16 protein-coding genes are annotated in these 14,142 nt (G+C 71.5%); 13 read left to right on the top strand and 3 right to left on the bottom strand.

Annotated features, from left to right (window positions below; translation table 11 throughout):
• Positions 1-3 precede the first annotated feature (3 nt).
• The 7 genes from AC1DQF_RS06940 to AC1DQF_RS06910 are packed head-to-tail and all read left to right on the top strand — an operon-like array spanning position 4 to position 7,332.
• On the top strand, positions 4-930 hold the full coding sequence (locus tag AC1DQF_RS06940) for an ABC transporter permease (protein WP_477524482.1): 927 nt from the start codon (positions 4-6) through the stop codon (positions 928-930).
• Between the two features lie 23 nt (positions 931-953).
• Entirely contained in the window at positions 954-2,084 is a 1,131-nt protein-coding gene (locus AC1DQF_RS06935) for a Gfo/Idh/MocA family protein (RefSeq protein ID WP_477524481.1), read from the top strand.
• Positions 2,081-3,550, top strand: a complete 1,470-nt coding sequence (locus AC1DQF_RS06930; protein WP_477524480.1) for a TldD/PmbA family protein — start codon at positions 2,081-2,083, stop codon at positions 3,548-3,550. The genes AC1DQF_RS06935 and AC1DQF_RS06930 overlap by 4 nt, the downstream gene beginning before the upstream one ends.
• A 1-nt stretch (position 3,551) precedes the next feature.
• Positions 3,552-4,925 (top strand): TldD/PmbA family protein, encoded by a 1,374-nt coding sequence (locus tag AC1DQF_RS06925; protein WP_477524479.1) that lies wholly within the window; start codon positions 3,552-3,554, stop codon positions 4,923-4,925.
• A 21-nt stretch (positions 4,926-4,946) separates the two neighbouring features.
• The gene (locus AC1DQF_RS06920) at positions 4,947-5,816 is read left to right on the top strand and encodes a DUF4438 family protein (RefSeq protein WP_477524478.1); all 870 of its coding nucleotides are present in this window, start codon (positions 4,947-4,949) and stop codon (positions 5,814-5,816) included.
• Positions 5,813-6,676 carry a DUF4438 family protein gene (locus AC1DQF_RS06915; protein WP_477524476.1) on the top strand — a complete coding sequence of 288 codons (864 nt, stop codon included), beginning with the start codon at positions 5,813-5,815 and terminating at the stop codon, positions 6,674-6,676. Before AC1DQF_RS06920 ends, AC1DQF_RS06915 begins: the two co-directional genes overlap by 4 nt.
• Entirely contained in the window at positions 6,673-7,332 is a 660-nt protein-coding gene (locus AC1DQF_RS06910) for a GntR family transcriptional regulator (RefSeq protein ID WP_477524475.1), read from the top strand. The genes AC1DQF_RS06915 and AC1DQF_RS06910 overlap by 4 nt, the downstream gene beginning before the upstream one ends.
• Here AC1DQF_RS06910 and AC1DQF_RS06905 read toward each other — a convergent pair.
• Positions 7,308-7,727, bottom strand: coding sequence for a Rid family hydrolase (locus AC1DQF_RS06905; RefSeq protein WP_477524474.1), 420 nt, complete (start codon positions 7,725-7,727; stop codon positions 7,308-7,310). The genes AC1DQF_RS06910 and AC1DQF_RS06905 overlap by 25 nt on opposite strands.
• Positions 7,724-8,959: an aminotransferase class I/II-fold pyridoxal phosphate-dependent enzyme gene (locus AC1DQF_RS06900; protein ID WP_477524473.1), complete on the bottom strand. Its 1,236-nt coding sequence runs from the start codon at positions 8,957-8,959 to the stop codon at positions 7,724-7,726. The genes AC1DQF_RS06905 and AC1DQF_RS06900 overlap by 4 nt, the downstream gene beginning before the upstream one ends.
• A gap of 119 nt (positions 8,960-9,078) precedes the next feature.
• On the opposite strand from AC1DQF_RS06900, the gene AC1DQF_RS06895 reads away from it, so the two are divergent.
• From AC1DQF_RS06895 to AC1DQF_RS06875, 5 genes are all read left to right on the top strand, one after another.
• Positions 9,079-10,449 carry a wax ester/triacylglycerol synthase family O-acyltransferase gene (locus AC1DQF_RS06895; protein WP_477524472.1) on the top strand — a complete coding sequence of 457 codons (1,371 nt, stop codon included), beginning with the start codon at positions 9,079-9,081 and terminating at the stop codon, positions 10,447-10,449.
• Positions 10,450-10,488: 39 nt separating this feature from the next.
• Entirely contained in the window at positions 10,489-10,998 is a 510-nt protein-coding gene (locus AC1DQF_RS06890; RefSeq protein WP_477524471.1) for a GNAT family N-acetyltransferase, read from the top strand.
• Positions 10,995-11,225: a hypothetical protein gene (locus AC1DQF_RS06885; protein ID WP_477524470.1), complete on the top strand. Its 231-nt coding sequence runs from the start codon at positions 10,995-10,997 to the stop codon at positions 11,223-11,225. The genes AC1DQF_RS06890 and AC1DQF_RS06885 overlap by 4 nt, the downstream gene beginning before the upstream one ends.
• Positions 11,226-11,288: 63 nt before the next feature.
• Positions 11,289-11,612 carry a glutaredoxin domain-containing protein gene (locus AC1DQF_RS06880; protein WP_477524469.1) on the top strand — a complete coding sequence of 108 codons (324 nt, stop codon included), beginning with the start codon at positions 11,289-11,291 and terminating at the stop codon, positions 11,610-11,612.
• A gap of 13 nt (positions 11,613-11,625) precedes the next feature.
• Positions 11,626-12,468 (top strand): hypothetical protein, encoded by an 843-nt coding sequence (locus AC1DQF_RS06875; protein WP_477524468.1) that lies wholly within the window; start codon positions 11,626-11,628, stop codon positions 12,466-12,468.
• Between the two features lie 5 nt (positions 12,469-12,473).
• On the opposite strand, the gene AC1DQF_RS06870 is transcribed toward AC1DQF_RS06875, so the two are convergent.
• On the bottom strand, positions 12,474-13,712 hold the full coding sequence (locus tag AC1DQF_RS06870) for an MFS transporter (RefSeq protein WP_477524467.1): 1,239 nt from the start codon (positions 13,710-13,712) through the stop codon (positions 12,474-12,476).
• 141 nt (positions 13,713-13,853) lie between these two features.
• Here AC1DQF_RS06870 and AC1DQF_RS06865 point away from each other — a divergent pair, with 141 nt between their 5' ends.
• Positions 13,854-14,123: a hypothetical protein gene (locus AC1DQF_RS06865; RefSeq protein WP_477524466.1), complete on the top strand. Its 270-nt coding sequence runs from the start codon at positions 13,854-13,856 to the stop codon at positions 14,121-14,123.
• The last annotated feature ends 19 nt before the right edge of the window (positions 14,124-14,142 follow it).

Below are 14,142 nucleotides of genomic sequence, written 5' to 3'. Positions count from 1 at the left end.
GTCATGGGCCGTTACCTGCTCCGAAGGATCCCGCAGACCTTGCTGGTGCTGCTCGGCGTCATCACCATGGCGTTCTTCATGACGCACGTGGTCCCGGGTGACCCCGCCCGGCTCATCGCGGGCGCCAACGCGTCACCGGAGGCCGTCGCCTCCATCCATCACCAGCTCGGCCTGGACGAACCCCTGCTGAAGCAGTACCTCGACTACCTGGGCGACCTGCTCCACGGAGACCTCGGCACCAGCTTCGCGCAGCAGAACACGCCGGTCGCCGACCAGCTGATCGCAGCGCTCCCGGTCAGCGCGATGGTCGCGCTCGGCGCCGTGCTGTGGGAGGTCCTGCTCGGCGTGCCGATCGGGATCATCGCTGCGCTGCGCCCCCGTGGCGTCATGGACCGGGTCACCATGCTCGGAGCGCTGCTCGGCCTGTCGGCACCCCCGTTCTGGCTGGGACTGCTCCTGCTGTACTACCTGGCCTTCAAGGGCAACCTCTTCCCGCTCAGCGGGTGGGGCACGCCGGCGATCGACTACCTGATCCTGCCGACGTTCGCCCTGGGTGTCGGTGGCGCCGCCTGGTACGCCCGGCTCACCAGGACCACGATGCTCGAGGTCCTGCGCTCGCCGTACATCCAGATGGCGCGGGCCAAGGGCCTGTCCGAGGCCGCGATCATCCGTCGCCACGCCTTGCGCAACGTGCTCACGCCGCTGCTGACCCTCCTGGGCATGGACCTGGGCTACTTCCTCGGAGGCGTGGTCGTCATCGAGACGGTCTTCGGCCTGCCCGGCGTCGGCAAGCTCACCTTCGACGCCATCGGCACCCTCGACATCCCGATGATCACCGGCGCCGTCCTGTTCGCCGCGTTCTTCATCGTCCTCATGAACCTCGTCGTCGACCTCGCCTACGCGGCGATCGATCCGCGAGTACGGCTCTGAATCCCCCTCGAAAGGAAATCCAAATGACGAACGACAAGCTCCGCGTGGCCGTGGTCGGCGCAGGCCGCTGGGCGCAGCGCGCCCACATCCCCGGATGGCAGCGTGACCCCCGGGTCGAGGTGGTGGCCCTGAGCGACACCGACCCCGCGATCCTCGCTGAGGCCGGCCGGACGTTCGGTGTCGACCGGCTGGTCGCCGACTACCGCGAGCTGCTCACCGACGACTCGATCGACGTGATCGACGTGGCGACGGCCAACCAGGCGCACTTCGAGGTCTCCGAGGCGGCGCTCCGGRCAGGCAAGCACGTCTTGTGCGAGAAGCCTGTCCACCATGACTTCCACGAGACCCAGCGGCTGTCCGACCTGGCCCGGCAGCACGGACTGAAGACGAAGCTCGGCTTCACCTTCCGGTACGCCCCGGCCGTGCAGTACGCCAGGCACCTCATCGACGCCGGCTTCGTGGGTACGCCGTACATCTTCAACGGCTACGAGCAGAACAGCCAGTGGATCGACCCCCAGACCCCCATGCGGCAGGTCGACCCGAACGCCGACCCGGCCACGATTGCCACCTCGTCCATCGAGGGGTACGGCGCGCCCATCATCGACATCATGCACGACTGGGTCGGTGGCCAGCTGTCCTCGGTGGTCGGCACGATGCGCAACTTCGTGCCGAAGCGCGTCGTTGCGAGCACCGGAGACCTGCAGCGCCTCAACATCGACGACGGCGACATGTGGGTGTGCGAGTTCGACAACGACGTGATCGCCTCGATCCAGTCCTCCTACGTGACCGTGGGGAACTTCCCGGGCATCGAGGCCCGCATCTTCGGTTCCGAGGGGGCCATCATCGTGCGGCTGGTCGAGGAGTGCGGCATCTGCCAGACGATCAGGACCGCGACCAAGGACGAGGTCGAGTTCGTCGAGCGGGAGATCCCGGAGGAGTTCTTCCCCGAGGGCGGCACCTCGCGGGAGGACTGGGACTTCCTCTTCTACTCCAAGCTCTGCTCCGACTTCGCCACGGAGATCCTGTCCGGCTCGGATGCCAACCAGGGGGACTTCGGGCAGGGCGCCCTGGTCCAGGAGACCATCAACGCGTTCGAGAAGTCCTTCGCCGACCGCGCCTGGGTGGACTTCCCCCTCGACGGTGCGGCTCGTTGAGCGCCCACGCGTGGGGCTCGATGGCCGCCGACGCCGACGCCGCCGCGCTGATGGAGGAGGCACTGGCCGAGCTCGGCGGCGTCCAGTACGCCGACGTACGGCTCATCGAGTGCGAGGAGATGCGGCTCTACGCCCAGCTCGGTGCGGACGCCGACGAAAGGGTCGAGCACAACCTCGGCATCGGTGTCCGGGCGCTGGTCGACGGGTGCTGGGGCTTCGCGTCGCGACCGCTGGTGGGGAACGGTGATCCGGCCGCTGCGGCCCGCCAGGCGATGGCGACCGCCCGCGCGTCGTTCGGCACCACCGCCCCGGTGACGATGCCCGAGCGCCCCGGGCTCAGCGGCCGCTACGAGACGGTGGTCGAGCAGGACCCGTTCGCGGTCCCGGCGCAGGAGCGTCAGGAGCTCCTCGAGATGATGCTGGCCAATGCAGGCAGGCCCGCGAAGGTGGTGTCGGGACAGGCGGTCATCAACGCCAAGAGGCAGCACAGGCACTTCTCCAGCACGGAGGGATCCAGGCAGCACCAGCACTTCGTGGAGACCGGCGCCGGCCTGATGGTCAACGCCGCCGACGAGCACGACGTCCAGCGACGCAGCTACCCGAACTCCTTCCACGGCAACACCGCCGGCGCCGGCTGGGAGTACGTCGCGACGCTCGGGCTGGCGGACCACGCCACACGGGTCGGCGAGGAGGCGGTGGAGCTGCTCAGCGCGCCCGCCGCCCCGTCGGGGACCGCCGACGTGGTCATCGGCGCGCAGCAGGTGTCGCTGCAGATCCACGAGTCCGCCGGGCATGCCCTCGAGCTCGACCGGATCCTCGGCGACGAGGCGAACTTCGCCGGGACCTCGTTCATCCAGCCGGGCGACATCGGCACGCTGCAGTACGGGTCGTCCGCGGTGAACATCACCTCCGACCCCACGATGCCCGGGACCCGCGGCAGCTTCGCCTTCGACGACGAAGGAACGGCGGCCCAGCGCGTACGGCTGGTCGAGGAGGGGGTGGTGCGCGCCACCCTGTCGAACCGGGACTCCTCCGCACGCAGCGGCCAGCAGCTCACGGGCGCGGCGCGATCCGACGGATGGGCGTACCTGCCGGTGTGCTTCGCCACCCACGTCTACCTGGAGCCGGGCGAGGGGACCACGGAGGAGCTGCTCGAGCGCATGGGCGACGGCTACTACATCGACGACAACCGGAGCTGGTCCATCGACAACCGCCGCTGGAACTTCCAGTTCGGCGCGGAGGTCGCCTACGAGGTGCGCAACGGTCGACGCGGCCGACTGCTGAAGAACTTCTCCTACGGCGGCATCACCCCCGAGTTCTGGGGCTCGGTCGAAGCCGTCGCCGGACCTGAGGAGCTCCGGATCTTCGGGTACCCCTGCGGCAAGGGCGAGCCCAAGCAGTGGGGCTTCCTGAGCCATGCCGCCGCACCCATGCTTGTTCGTGACCTGAGGATAGGGGTGGCCTGAGATGCGCGACGACACCACGTTCACGTCAGCCCTGACCGCCGAGCGGGCCCTGGAGACGGTCAGCGCCGCTCTCACGAGCTGCCCCGCCGACGCCGTCGAGGTCACCCTGCTGAGCCGGACCGCTGAGTACACCCGCTTCGCCGGGGACCGCATCCACCAGCCGCAGGACATCACCGAGCTCACGGTCAGCATCAAGGCCGTCGTCGACGGGCACGCGGCGCGAGCGTCCACCAGCAGCATCGCGCGGATCGGCGACACGGCCCGGCTGGCCGGTCGGCTGGCCGCCCAGCGTGCGAAGGCGGCCACCGGCTCGGGACACACGCTGCTCGCCGAGCCCGAGGCCGTGCCGGACCTCCACCTCTGGCACGAGGACACCCTGGCCTTCGACGCGGGCTCGYGGGTCGACCTCGCCGGCCGGGCCATGACGGCCGCCCGGGCCGTCGACGGTCGCAGCACCGGCATGTTCGGCCGCGCCATCACCCAGGTCGCGGTCGGCAACAGCGCCGGCGTGCTCCAGCACGCGCGGGCGACCGAGGCCAGCGGCGCCCTGACGGTGACCGTCGACGACGGCACCGCGCACTGGATCGACCTGCACCGGTCGGCCGACGCCCTGGAGACCGGTGACAACATCGAGTCCGCGGTGCGGCGGGCCGTCGCCAGTCGTGGTCGCGTGCCGATGCCCGACGGTGAGTTCACGGTCGTGCTGGGGCCCGAGGCGGCGGGGGAGCTGGTCGGGTTCCTGGGCGACTTCGGGTTCACCGGTTCGCTGGCCGCCGCCGGGGTCGGCGTGTGTGCGCGCGAGCCGGGAGCTCGACGTGCCTCCGAGCTGGTCACCGTCGCGGACGACGCGCTGGCCGGCGTCGGGCTGCCGATGCCGTTCGACTTCGAGGGCACCGTCAAGAAGACGGTGCCGCTCCTCACCCGGGGCGTGGTGGGTGAGCCGGTGACCGACCTGGCGACCGCCGCCATGCTCGGTCGGTCCTCCACCGGCCACGCGCACATCGCCCGCGAGGAGGTGCCGGCGCCGGTGGCGTCGAATGTCGTGATGCGGCCGGGCCACCAGACGGAGGCCGAGCTGGTGGCCGGTGTCGAGCGCGGCGTGTACGTCGAACGATTCTGGTACACCCGCCTCGTCGACGAGAGCGCCAGCACCATCACGGGCGTCAGTCGTGACGCGTGCTTCATGATCGAGGACGGCCGGCTGACCCGCCCCGTCGACACCGGCCGCTTCACCCAGTCGGTCCTCGGTCTTCTCGAGACCGTCGACGGCGTCGCCGACACCGTCCGGTCCCAGCCGGTCATGAACGTGTGGAACGGATGCGTCAGCGCGCCCGCGATCCGCGGCCACGGCTTCCGTTTCGGAAGCCGACCCTAGGAAGTGAGACGAACGGTGAGCGTGCGAACCAACAGAGACCGGCTGGTCACCCAGACCCTCACCGGTGAGGTCTGGCCCCCTCTGGGGGACCGGAACGGATACCGGGTCGACGCCGACGGCACCCCCTTCCTGCTCCCCGGCATGGGCGGCGTCACCCTGGGCGTGCACTGCGGAGACCCGGCGACCGGCTACGCCAGCGACCACCTCGAGCCAGGGCTCTCCGTGCGGCACCGGGACGCACGGGCGAACATGGCGCTCCAGTTCCTGGCGTGCGTCGGGAACGTGGTCACGGTCCGGTCCGGTCCGGCGGCCGGCGCAGTAGGCCGCGTCATCGGCCAGCACGCCTACGTGCTCGTCGACATGCACGGCGACGACATGAGCGACGTGTGCACCGGCGACCAGGTGCTCCTCACGGCCCGCGGGCAGGGGCTGAAGCTGCTCGACCACCCCGACGTGACCGTCAAGAACCTCGACCCCGACCTCGCCGACTCGCTGAGCTGGGAGACCCTCCCCGACGGGCGGTTGCGGGTGCCCGTGGCCGCCCGGGTACCCGCCACCGCGGTCGGTGCCGGCGCCGGCATGGTGTCGGAGTTCGCCAACACCGACCTCATGGGTGCCTACGCCGGACAGGGCGAGGACCTCTCCCTCGGCCTCGAGGACCTGCGGATCGGTGACCTCGTCGTCCTGGAGGACCAGGACCACCGATTCGGTCGCGGCTTCCGCCCCGGCTTCGTGACCGTCGGAGTGATCAGCACCGGCCACTGCCGACTGTTCGGTCACGGACCCGGTCCCTCCACCATCCTGAGCGGTCCGGCCGACGCCTTCGACATCGTGACCGACACGGATGCCAACCTCGCGACGTACTTCGCAACAGAGGAGCTGACCAGGTGAACAGCGTGCTGACCCCGGTAGGAGTCAACCTGCTCGGGTACGTCGAGACTCCCGAGATGGGCGACCACCCCTACCTCATCGACGCCGACGGAGCGCCCTACGTCCCGGTCGGGGACTGCGGCGTGGTGCTCGGCGTCCGTCTGGGGGACGGCGTGTTCGCCCACGACGCCGACCACGCTGCGCCCGGCGTCACCCTCGTGCACCCCGACCAGGCAGCACGACACGGCCTGACGAGCTTCGCCTGCCTGGGCAACGAGGCCGTCGTACGAGACGGGGTCATGGCCGGAGCCGTCGGGCGCGTGATCGGCAAGCGCGGAGAGGCCGGCCGGGTGATCGTGGGCTTCGGCGACGACGTGCTCGCTGGGCTGGCCCCGGGAGACGCTGTCATGGTGCGAGCGATCGGGCAGGGCACGCAGTCTCCGGACCTGCACGCCCTGCGCGTGCAGATGCTCAACACCGACGCGCGCCTGCTCACACCTCTCGGGGTCCAGGTGGGTGACCGCGTGGCCCTTCCGGTGCGGGCCTGCCTGCCCTCCCGCGTGGTGGGCAACGGCATCGGCCGTCCGGCCGACATGTGGGACGTGGACCTCACGGTCGACGCGGAGAGCCTCACGACCTGGACTCCGCAGCTCCTGCTCGGTGACCTCGTCGCGGTGGAGGACCTCGACGTCCGCCACAACATCGGCTACCGCCGCGGGTGGGTCACCGTCGGTGTCGTCGTGCACGGCGGCAGTCCACTGCCCGGACACGGGCCGGGTCTGATGCCGATGCTGTGCGGGCCCCGTGATGCGTTCGATCTCCATCTCGATGCCATGCATCACTCCGGCTTGACGGCTGATCTCCTAGGGTTGAACCCGTGACGAGCAACCCCGTGGACACCGACGCGCCGGGTCTGGTGCACCTGTCGCTGACCGACTCGGTCCACCACACGCTGCGCCGACGGATCCTCAACAACGAGCTCGGCGCGGGGACGCGCCTGGTGGAGGCGAACCTCGCCGAGGAGCTCGGGGTGAGCCGCGGCACCGTCCGCGTCGCGCTGCGCCAGCTGTCCACGGAGGGGTTGGTCGACATCGCTCCTCGCCGTCACAGCGTGGTGACGCGCATGTCGTACGCAGACATCGAGGATGCCTGCTACGCCCGCTACGTCCTGGAGGAGGGAGCGATGCGAGCCATCCCGTCGGACCGGCTGACCGCGCTCGCCGACCAGCTGTGCCGGGTCACCGAGTCGATGGAGGAGGCCGCACGGACCGGTGACCTGGCTGCCGTCGTGGACCTCGACACCGCCTACCACGGCTGCATCGTCGAGGTCTCCCAGAAGCAGCGGCTCGCCGGACTCTGGTCCACGCTCGACGGTCAGATGGGCGCCCTCATGCGCTCCTCCATGGAGGACCAGCACATCGGGCTCCCGGAGGCGGTGGAGCGCCACCGCGAGCTGGCCGAGGTGATCCGCAGCGCGGACCGAGCCGCGATGGCCGAGGCGCTCTACGGGCACTACCTCCGTACGCCGGCCCCCTGAGGCGACGGACCGGCCGGCGCCAGGATGGCGTCCACCTCGATCGCGCCGACGGCCAGGTCCGAGACCGTGGTCGTGCGCGCGGGGAGCGGGTCGGTGAAGTACTCGGCGTAGATGGCGTTCACGACCGACATGTCCACGCCGGGGCGGACGAAGACGTTGACCTTGACGGCGTCGTGGAGCGAACACCCGGCTGCCTCGGCCACCGCCTGGAGGTTGTCCATGGTCCGTCGCACCTGGTCGGGGAGCGGGCGGTCCAGGAGCCGCTCCCCGTCCGGGGTGCGAGGGGTCTGCCCGGCCAGGAACACCATGCCCCCCGACACGATCGCCTGGCTGTACGGGCCGGCAGGTGATGGGGCGGCGTCGGTGCGCACCGCGCGCCGACCTGGTGCGCTCACCGGGCCAGGCCCCGCAGGCAGTCGACCATCCGGTCGAGGGCGGCGGCCCACTCGACCTCGTCACGGGCGTAGCAGACCCGGAAGTGCCCGGTGCCGCGCTCGCCGAACTGGTAGCCGGGCGAGACGATCACGCCGGCCTCCCGGCGCAGGGCGCCGGCGACCTCCAGGTCGGTCCGCCCGAGAGCAGACACGTCGGGGAAGAGGTAGGCGGTGCCTTCGTGGACCTGGAGCTGCAGCCCCGGCACCTGTCGCAACGCGTCCGCGGTCATGTCGCGCAGCGCCTGCAGGTCCTTGACCCGCTCCGCGAGGAAGTCGTGGTCGTCGCGCAGCCAGCGGGTCAGGAGGTGCTGGGCGTACGCGGGCGCGCGCAGTGCCGTGATGGCGAGCGTCTGCTCGCCGGCCGCCACCACGTCCGGAGGAGCGACCACCACACCGAGGCGGAACCCACTGAGGGACTCGGTCTTGGACGGGCCGAGCATCGTGATGCACCGGTCGGCCATCCCGGCCTTGGCGGCCAGATGGCTGAAGGGGCGATCGCCGTAGACCAGCCGCGAGTAGAGCTCGTCGACGAGGACCCGGAAGCCTGAGCGCTGCGCGAGCTCTGCGACGCGGGTGATGACATCGTCGCCGTAGGTCGCGCCGGTGGGGTTGCTCGGGTGCGAGAAGAGCAGCAATCGCGGCTGCTGGGGGAGCAGCCGCTCGATGGCGTCGAAGTCGAGGGTCGCCTCGTCGCGGTCGTGCAGCACCGGGATGCGCTCCACCCGAGCGCCCAGGAAGGCGAGCATGCGCTCGACGAAGAGGTACTCGGGATCCGCCAGCATCACGAGATCGCCCTCGTCCACGAGCGCGGACAGCAGCGTGAAGAGGCCGCCCTGGGTGCCGGGCGTCAGGAGGAGGTTGCGCTCTCCGACCTCGGTTCCGAGGAACTGCGACACGGAGCCCGCGACTGTCTCGAGGACCCTCGGGCTGCCCCGGTACGGGGTGTAGGCGTTCGCCCCGTCCTGCATGGCCGACCCGATGGTCTCCCCGGCCCAGTCCGGGGGAGGGAAGCGCACGGTGTCGAAGTGCGTGGTGTCGAGCAGGCCCTTTCCGCCGCCGTCCAGCTGCAGGGCGAGGTCGGCCTCCCGCACGCTCATGCCGAGGACGTCTCGCCGGGCGGACATGTGCATGCGTCGGACTCGATGGCTCTCGGCGGTCGGAAGACCACCCGCGTCGACGACTTCTCCGGTCATGGCTCCACCTCAACTGTTGATTGTTAACAATCGCTCTTGAGGTTAGGACACGAGATGGCGATGGTCAATGGATTCGCCCTCGGCGTCCGGGTTCTTGCCGCTCGTGACAGGCTCGCGCGGTGAGAGAGCACCGCGTCAACCCCGTCGACGCCATCTGGCTAAACATGGACCGGGTCCRGAACCTGATGGTCATCGAGTGCGTCATGTTCCTCGATGGGCCGGTCGACCGGGCCAGGTTCGACCGCGTGGTGCAACGCCGGCTCATCGATGCCTATCCGGTGTTCTCCCGGCGCCCCACCGTCCCCCGGCACCGCTGGGCCAGGGCGCGCTGGCGCGACGTCCCCGACTTCGACTTCACCGACCACGTCCGTGAGGTGCGCCTCCCGGCCCCCGGGGACGACGCCGCCCTGCAGGAGTACGTCGGCAGCTTCCTCGCCACGCCGCTGCCGCGTGATCGTCCGCTCTGGGACATCCACCTCGTCGAGGGACTCAGCGAGGGGTCCGCGATCTACGTCCGGCTGCACCACGCGCTGGCCGACGGCATCGCGCTCACCCAGGTCCTGCTGTCGCTGACCGACGCCACGGCCGCCGCGGACGACACCGGCTCGGACGGGGGAGGCGCGCGGCACCACGGCGTCGGCGACCTCATCGAGGCCGCCCGCCGCGCCGCCCCCGAGGTGACGAGCGCCCTGCGCCCTGCCCGGGTCCGTTCGGGCGTCGCCGCGGCGATCCGTACCGGGGTCAGTGGGGCCGGTGTCCTCAGCAAGCTGCTGCTGACGCGCAACCCCCCGTCGCCCCTGGCCGGGGCCGCGGGATCGCACAAGCGGGCGGTCTGGTCCGACCCGATCGACCTCCAGGTGATCAAGGACATCGCCAAGGCCTCGGACGCCACGGTCAACGACGTCCTGGTCTCGGCGCTCGCCGGCGCCCTCGAGCGCTACCAGCTCGAGCACGGCGGGGCCACCGTCGACATCCCGACGATGGTCCCGGTCAACCTGCGCCCGATGCACCTGCCCCTGCCCCGTGAGCTCGGCAACCGCTTCGCACTGGTCGTCCTCCTGCTTCCCTCCGGGCTGACCACCGCGGCCGGGAGGCTGGCCGAGACCAAGCGTCGGATGGACCGGATCAAGCGCTCGCCGGAGCCGGTGATCACCTTCGCGATGATCCAGGGGATCGGCCGGCTGGGCCGGCGTCTGAGCCGCGCCCTGGTGACCTTCTTCGCGGGCAAGGCCAGCGGCGTCACCACCAACGTTCCCGGCCCTCGCGAGCCCCGCTACCTCGCGGGCACCCGGATCACCAGCCTGCTCGGCTGGGTCCCCGGGTCGGCGGACCAGACGCTCGGCACCTGCATCTTCACGTACGCCGGGACGGTGCGGGTCGGCTTCAAGACCGACACCACGGTGATCCCGGACCCGCACCGCATCCTCGACGCCTTCCACGCGGAGGTCGCCGACCTCTGCCAGGGGCTCGAGGTGGCCGCACGCCGGTAGTTCCATCGTGGCGCGGGCAGAACTGGGTACCGTCGCCGGGTGATCCCGGCCCCCACCGAACGCCTCCGCTTCCGGGAGATGGTCGACGCGGACCTCGACCGGATGGCGGGTCTGCTCGGCGACCCCGAGGTCATGCGCCACTACCCCCGGGTCAAGACCCGGGACGAGGCGCTCGAGTGGATCCGGTGGAACCGGCGCGGCTACGCCGAGGAGGGCCACGGACTCTGGATCGTCGAGACCCACGACGGTCAGTTCGTGGGCGACTGCGGGCTCACGTGGCAGCCGGTCGGGGGGCGCTTGGTCCTTGAGGTGGGCTACCACACCGTCACGACGCTGCAGCGCCGGGGATACGCGAGCGAGGCGGCCCGGGCCTGCCTCGAGCTCGCGACCGGGTCGCTGGGCCAGACGCGCGTGGTCGCCATCATCGACCCGGCCAACACCGCGTCGCGACGTGTCGCCGAGAAGATCGGCCTCGAGGTCGAGCGCGAGACCGAGGTCCGGGGTGTCCCCGTCGTGATCTACGGACGTGGCGCTCCCGGCCTCGCATGAGGGTGGGGCCCGGCGAGACGGTGCACGCGGCGGCCCGCAGGAGCCTCGCGCCCTCAGGTCAGCAGCGAGCGGGTCGCCCGCGGGGCTTCTCCGATCGCGACGCCTTCGATCCCGAGGCGTACGACGACGAGGGCGAGCGCCAAGTCGTCGACTGCGTCGGGGACGGCGACGGGGTGGCGGTCTACAACCTCGGCACCGAGGTCACCCTGGTCGGTCGGGTGCCCTGAGCTTCCACGACCCGACGCAGAAGTCCATGGCGGACCGCGGGCACGACGCACATACTCGGGGACATGCTCGGTCACAGGCCCGTCTCCGTCCCGGCCGCGGAGGGCGCGCGTGCGGCCGCCGAGGGCAAGGTCGTCATCTACTGGCGCAAGGGCTGCCCGTTCACCCAGCGGCTCCGGCTCGTGCTCGGCCGGCGGGGCGCGGACGCCGTGTGGGTCGACATCTGGGCCGACCCGGACGGGGCGGCGTACGTCCGGAGCGTCAACGACGGCGACGAGACCGTGCCGACGGTGGTCATCGACGGGGTCGCGCACACCAACCCGTCGCCGCGCGCGGTGGTCGCCGCGCTGTCCTCGGACGAATCGCTTCCCGATGAGGGTGCCTGCTGACAGCATGCGGTCCGTGGCTCGATTCGCGACGGTGTCCTGCTACCCCGAGACCAGCTTCCCGGACCGCTTGGTGGGGACGGAGGGGGGCGGACACCCGCTGACGGATGCGTTCCTGCGCTCGAGCAGGTCGGTGGCGGAGCTCTACTCGGAGGCCTTGGTCGAGCTGGGTGTCGAGGGGCCACGGGCGACACTCCGGCTGTCCCCGGGCGAGCAGGTCGCCGACCCCGGCAACCGCGGGGTGACCGTCACGGTCTGGTCGGCGGAGCCGCACGACCTGCCCTGCGAGAACGGCTTCGTGGGCCTGACGACCGGGACGGGGTTGCTCGACGCGACGGACGCGGCTCGACTTGCCCTCGAGGTCGTGCACACCGCCGTGCTGGAGCTGGCGCGGCATCGGGGGTGGGAGCCGACCCAGTTCGAGCGCTGCCGCGACCACGTCCTGGCTCGCGGGTTGGAGTACTCCTGGGAGGGGAGGTGGACGTCCGCGCCGGACCGGAGGCACCGGGCCCGGGCCGTCTACCGCCTCGGGGTCGAGGACGGCTTCGGGCGGGCGTGTCTCGAGGTCGCCGACCGCAGTGGCCAGGTCGTCGCCCGCAGTGACGAGGCCATCGCCTTCTGCACGTCGTCCGGCTTCCGTCGCAGCGCCTCCACCCTGCGGTGGAGCGGGTCCGGCGCCGTGTCCTTGACGCCGTACGGCGGCTGGCCGGCGAGCGGCCTGGTCGTGGGGACCCGAGGCGACGAGGGATGGGCCTTCGATGTGCGCGATGACGTGACCGTGCGGCGGCCGGGGGGCACCGGAGTGACCTCGGGGCCGAGCCAAGCGCCGGTGCCCGCGGTCAACCCGGCGGGACCGTGACCGCCTCAGGCCAGCAGTGAGCGGGTCGCCCGCAGACGCAGCGCGAGCGCGCCGGTGACCACGAGCAGCAGCACGGTGAGGGCCACGACCCCGGGCCAGCCGGACCCGGTCCATGCCTGCGCGCTGAGGCTCCCGAAGACGGAGGACCCGAGGTAGTAGGTGACCGTGTAGAGCGACGCGGCCTGCCCGGCGCTGACGCCGCCCGCGTGGGCCCGGGCCGGGACCCACCCGGTGGCGATGCCGTGCACGGCGAAGAAGCCGACGACGAGCAGGGCCAGGCCGGCCACGACGACCACGAGCGAGGAGGACAGCGTCAGGAGTGCGCCGGCGATCGCCACCACGGCACCGATCGGCAGCACCGCCCGGCGGCCGAACCGGTCGGCCAGCCGCCCGAAGGAGGCGGCGCTCACGCTGCCCAGCGGGTAGACCAGGAACACCAGGCTCGCCGCGCCGAGGCCGAGACCGAACGCGGGCCCCTCGAGGCGGAAGCCGACGACATTGAGCATGCCGATCATGGCGCCGGCCGAGCAACCGCCGATGACGTAGAGCCCGACCAGCGCCCGGTCGCCGACCGCGCGGCGGGCCATCGCGGCCATCGCCCGCACCCCGGTGGGCGCCGCGACGAAGCGCTGCGAGGGCGGCAGCAGGCGTCGTACGACGAGGGCGCAGAGAGCGGCCAGCAGGGCGGCGGCGGCGAGCGACCAGCGCCAGCCGGCGAGCTCGGCGGTGTAGCCGGTCAGGAGCCGTCCGGTCATCCCGCCGAGGGCCGTGCCGCCGATGTAGAGACCGGCGGCCCGCGCGTGCGTCGAGGCGTGCAGCTCTTCGCGGAGGTACGCCGTCGCGACCGCGGGCAGCCCGGCCAGGGCCGCGCCCATCAGGCAGCGCATCACCAGGAGGGCGGTCCAGGACGGTGCCAGCGCGCAGCCGACCGCGCACAGGGTCGAGAGCAGCATGGAGAGGTGGATGAGCCGGGTCCGGCCGACCACGTCCGACAGCGGCCCCACGACCAGGAGCGCCACCCCGAGCGACACCGTGGCCAGCGACAGGGTCAGCGTCGCCTCGGTCGAGGACACGTCGAACCGGCTCGCCAGGGCGGGGAGGATCGCCTGCGTGCTGTAGAGCAGCTCGAAGGTCGCCAGACCGGCCGCGAAGAGCGCGACCACCACGCGCCGGTAGCCGGGCGAGCCGGGGAGGTGCCCCTCGTGCACGGTGGCGGGCGGCGTGGAGGCGACGGGGGAGGACATGACCCCGCGAGTCTGTGCGCAGGCGCACGGTGAGTCCAAGTCGCGCACCGCCGGAGGCGTCCAAGGTCACACGGCCCAGGACTTGGATCGATCCAATCCGCTGGCCACACTGGAAGGACGACCACGAGAAGAGGACCACAGATGACCCGCCTGATCGACGATCTCAACGCCCTGCACGCGTCGTACGTCGACGCGATCAACGCCGCCGTCGCCCACGACGACGTCACCACCGCTGCCGACCTGGCCGCCGACTACGACCGGGACGCGATCCTGCTCATGGCCGAGCGCGAGGGGCGCCAGGACCTGCTCCCGCTGTTCGGCCTCGACGCCGACGGCGGCCGCGTGTCCGTCCAGCGCGACACCCCGCTGCGCCGCCTCGTCCAGCGCGTCGGCGCGCTGCGCGCCGCCTGAGCACCGCCTGAGCGGTCCG

This window comes from Nocardioides sp. P4_G4 (genome assembly GCF_056401085.1).
The sequence above is the reverse complement of the archived record's forward strand: the minus strand, read 5'-3'. Positions and strand labels throughout refer to the sequence as shown.

Coding starts and splice junctions, on each gene's coding strand:
- AC1DQF_RS06940 (WP_477524482.1), top strand. CDS start 4: ATGGGCCGTTACCTGCTCCGAAGGATCCCGCAGACCTTGCTGGTGCTG.
- AC1DQF_RS06900 (WP_477524473.1), bottom strand. CDS start 8,959: ATGACCGGAGAAGTCGTCGACGCGGGTGGTCTTCCGACCGCCGAGAGC.
- AC1DQF_RS06885 (WP_477524470.1), top strand. CDS start 10,995: ATGAGGGTGGGGCCCGGCGAGACGGTGCACGCGGCGGCCCGCAGGAGC.
- AC1DQF_RS06880 (WP_477524469.1), top strand. CDS start 11,289: ATGCTCGGTCACAGGCCCGTCTCCGTCCCGGCCGCGGAGGGCGCGCGT.
- AC1DQF_RS06870 (WP_477524467.1), bottom strand. CDS start 13,712: ATGTCCTCCCCCGTCGCCTCCACGCCGCCCGCCACCGTGCACGAGGGG.
- AC1DQF_RS06865 (WP_477524466.1), top strand. CDS start 13,854: ATGACCCGCCTGATCGACGATCTCAACGCCCTGCACGCGTCGTACGTC.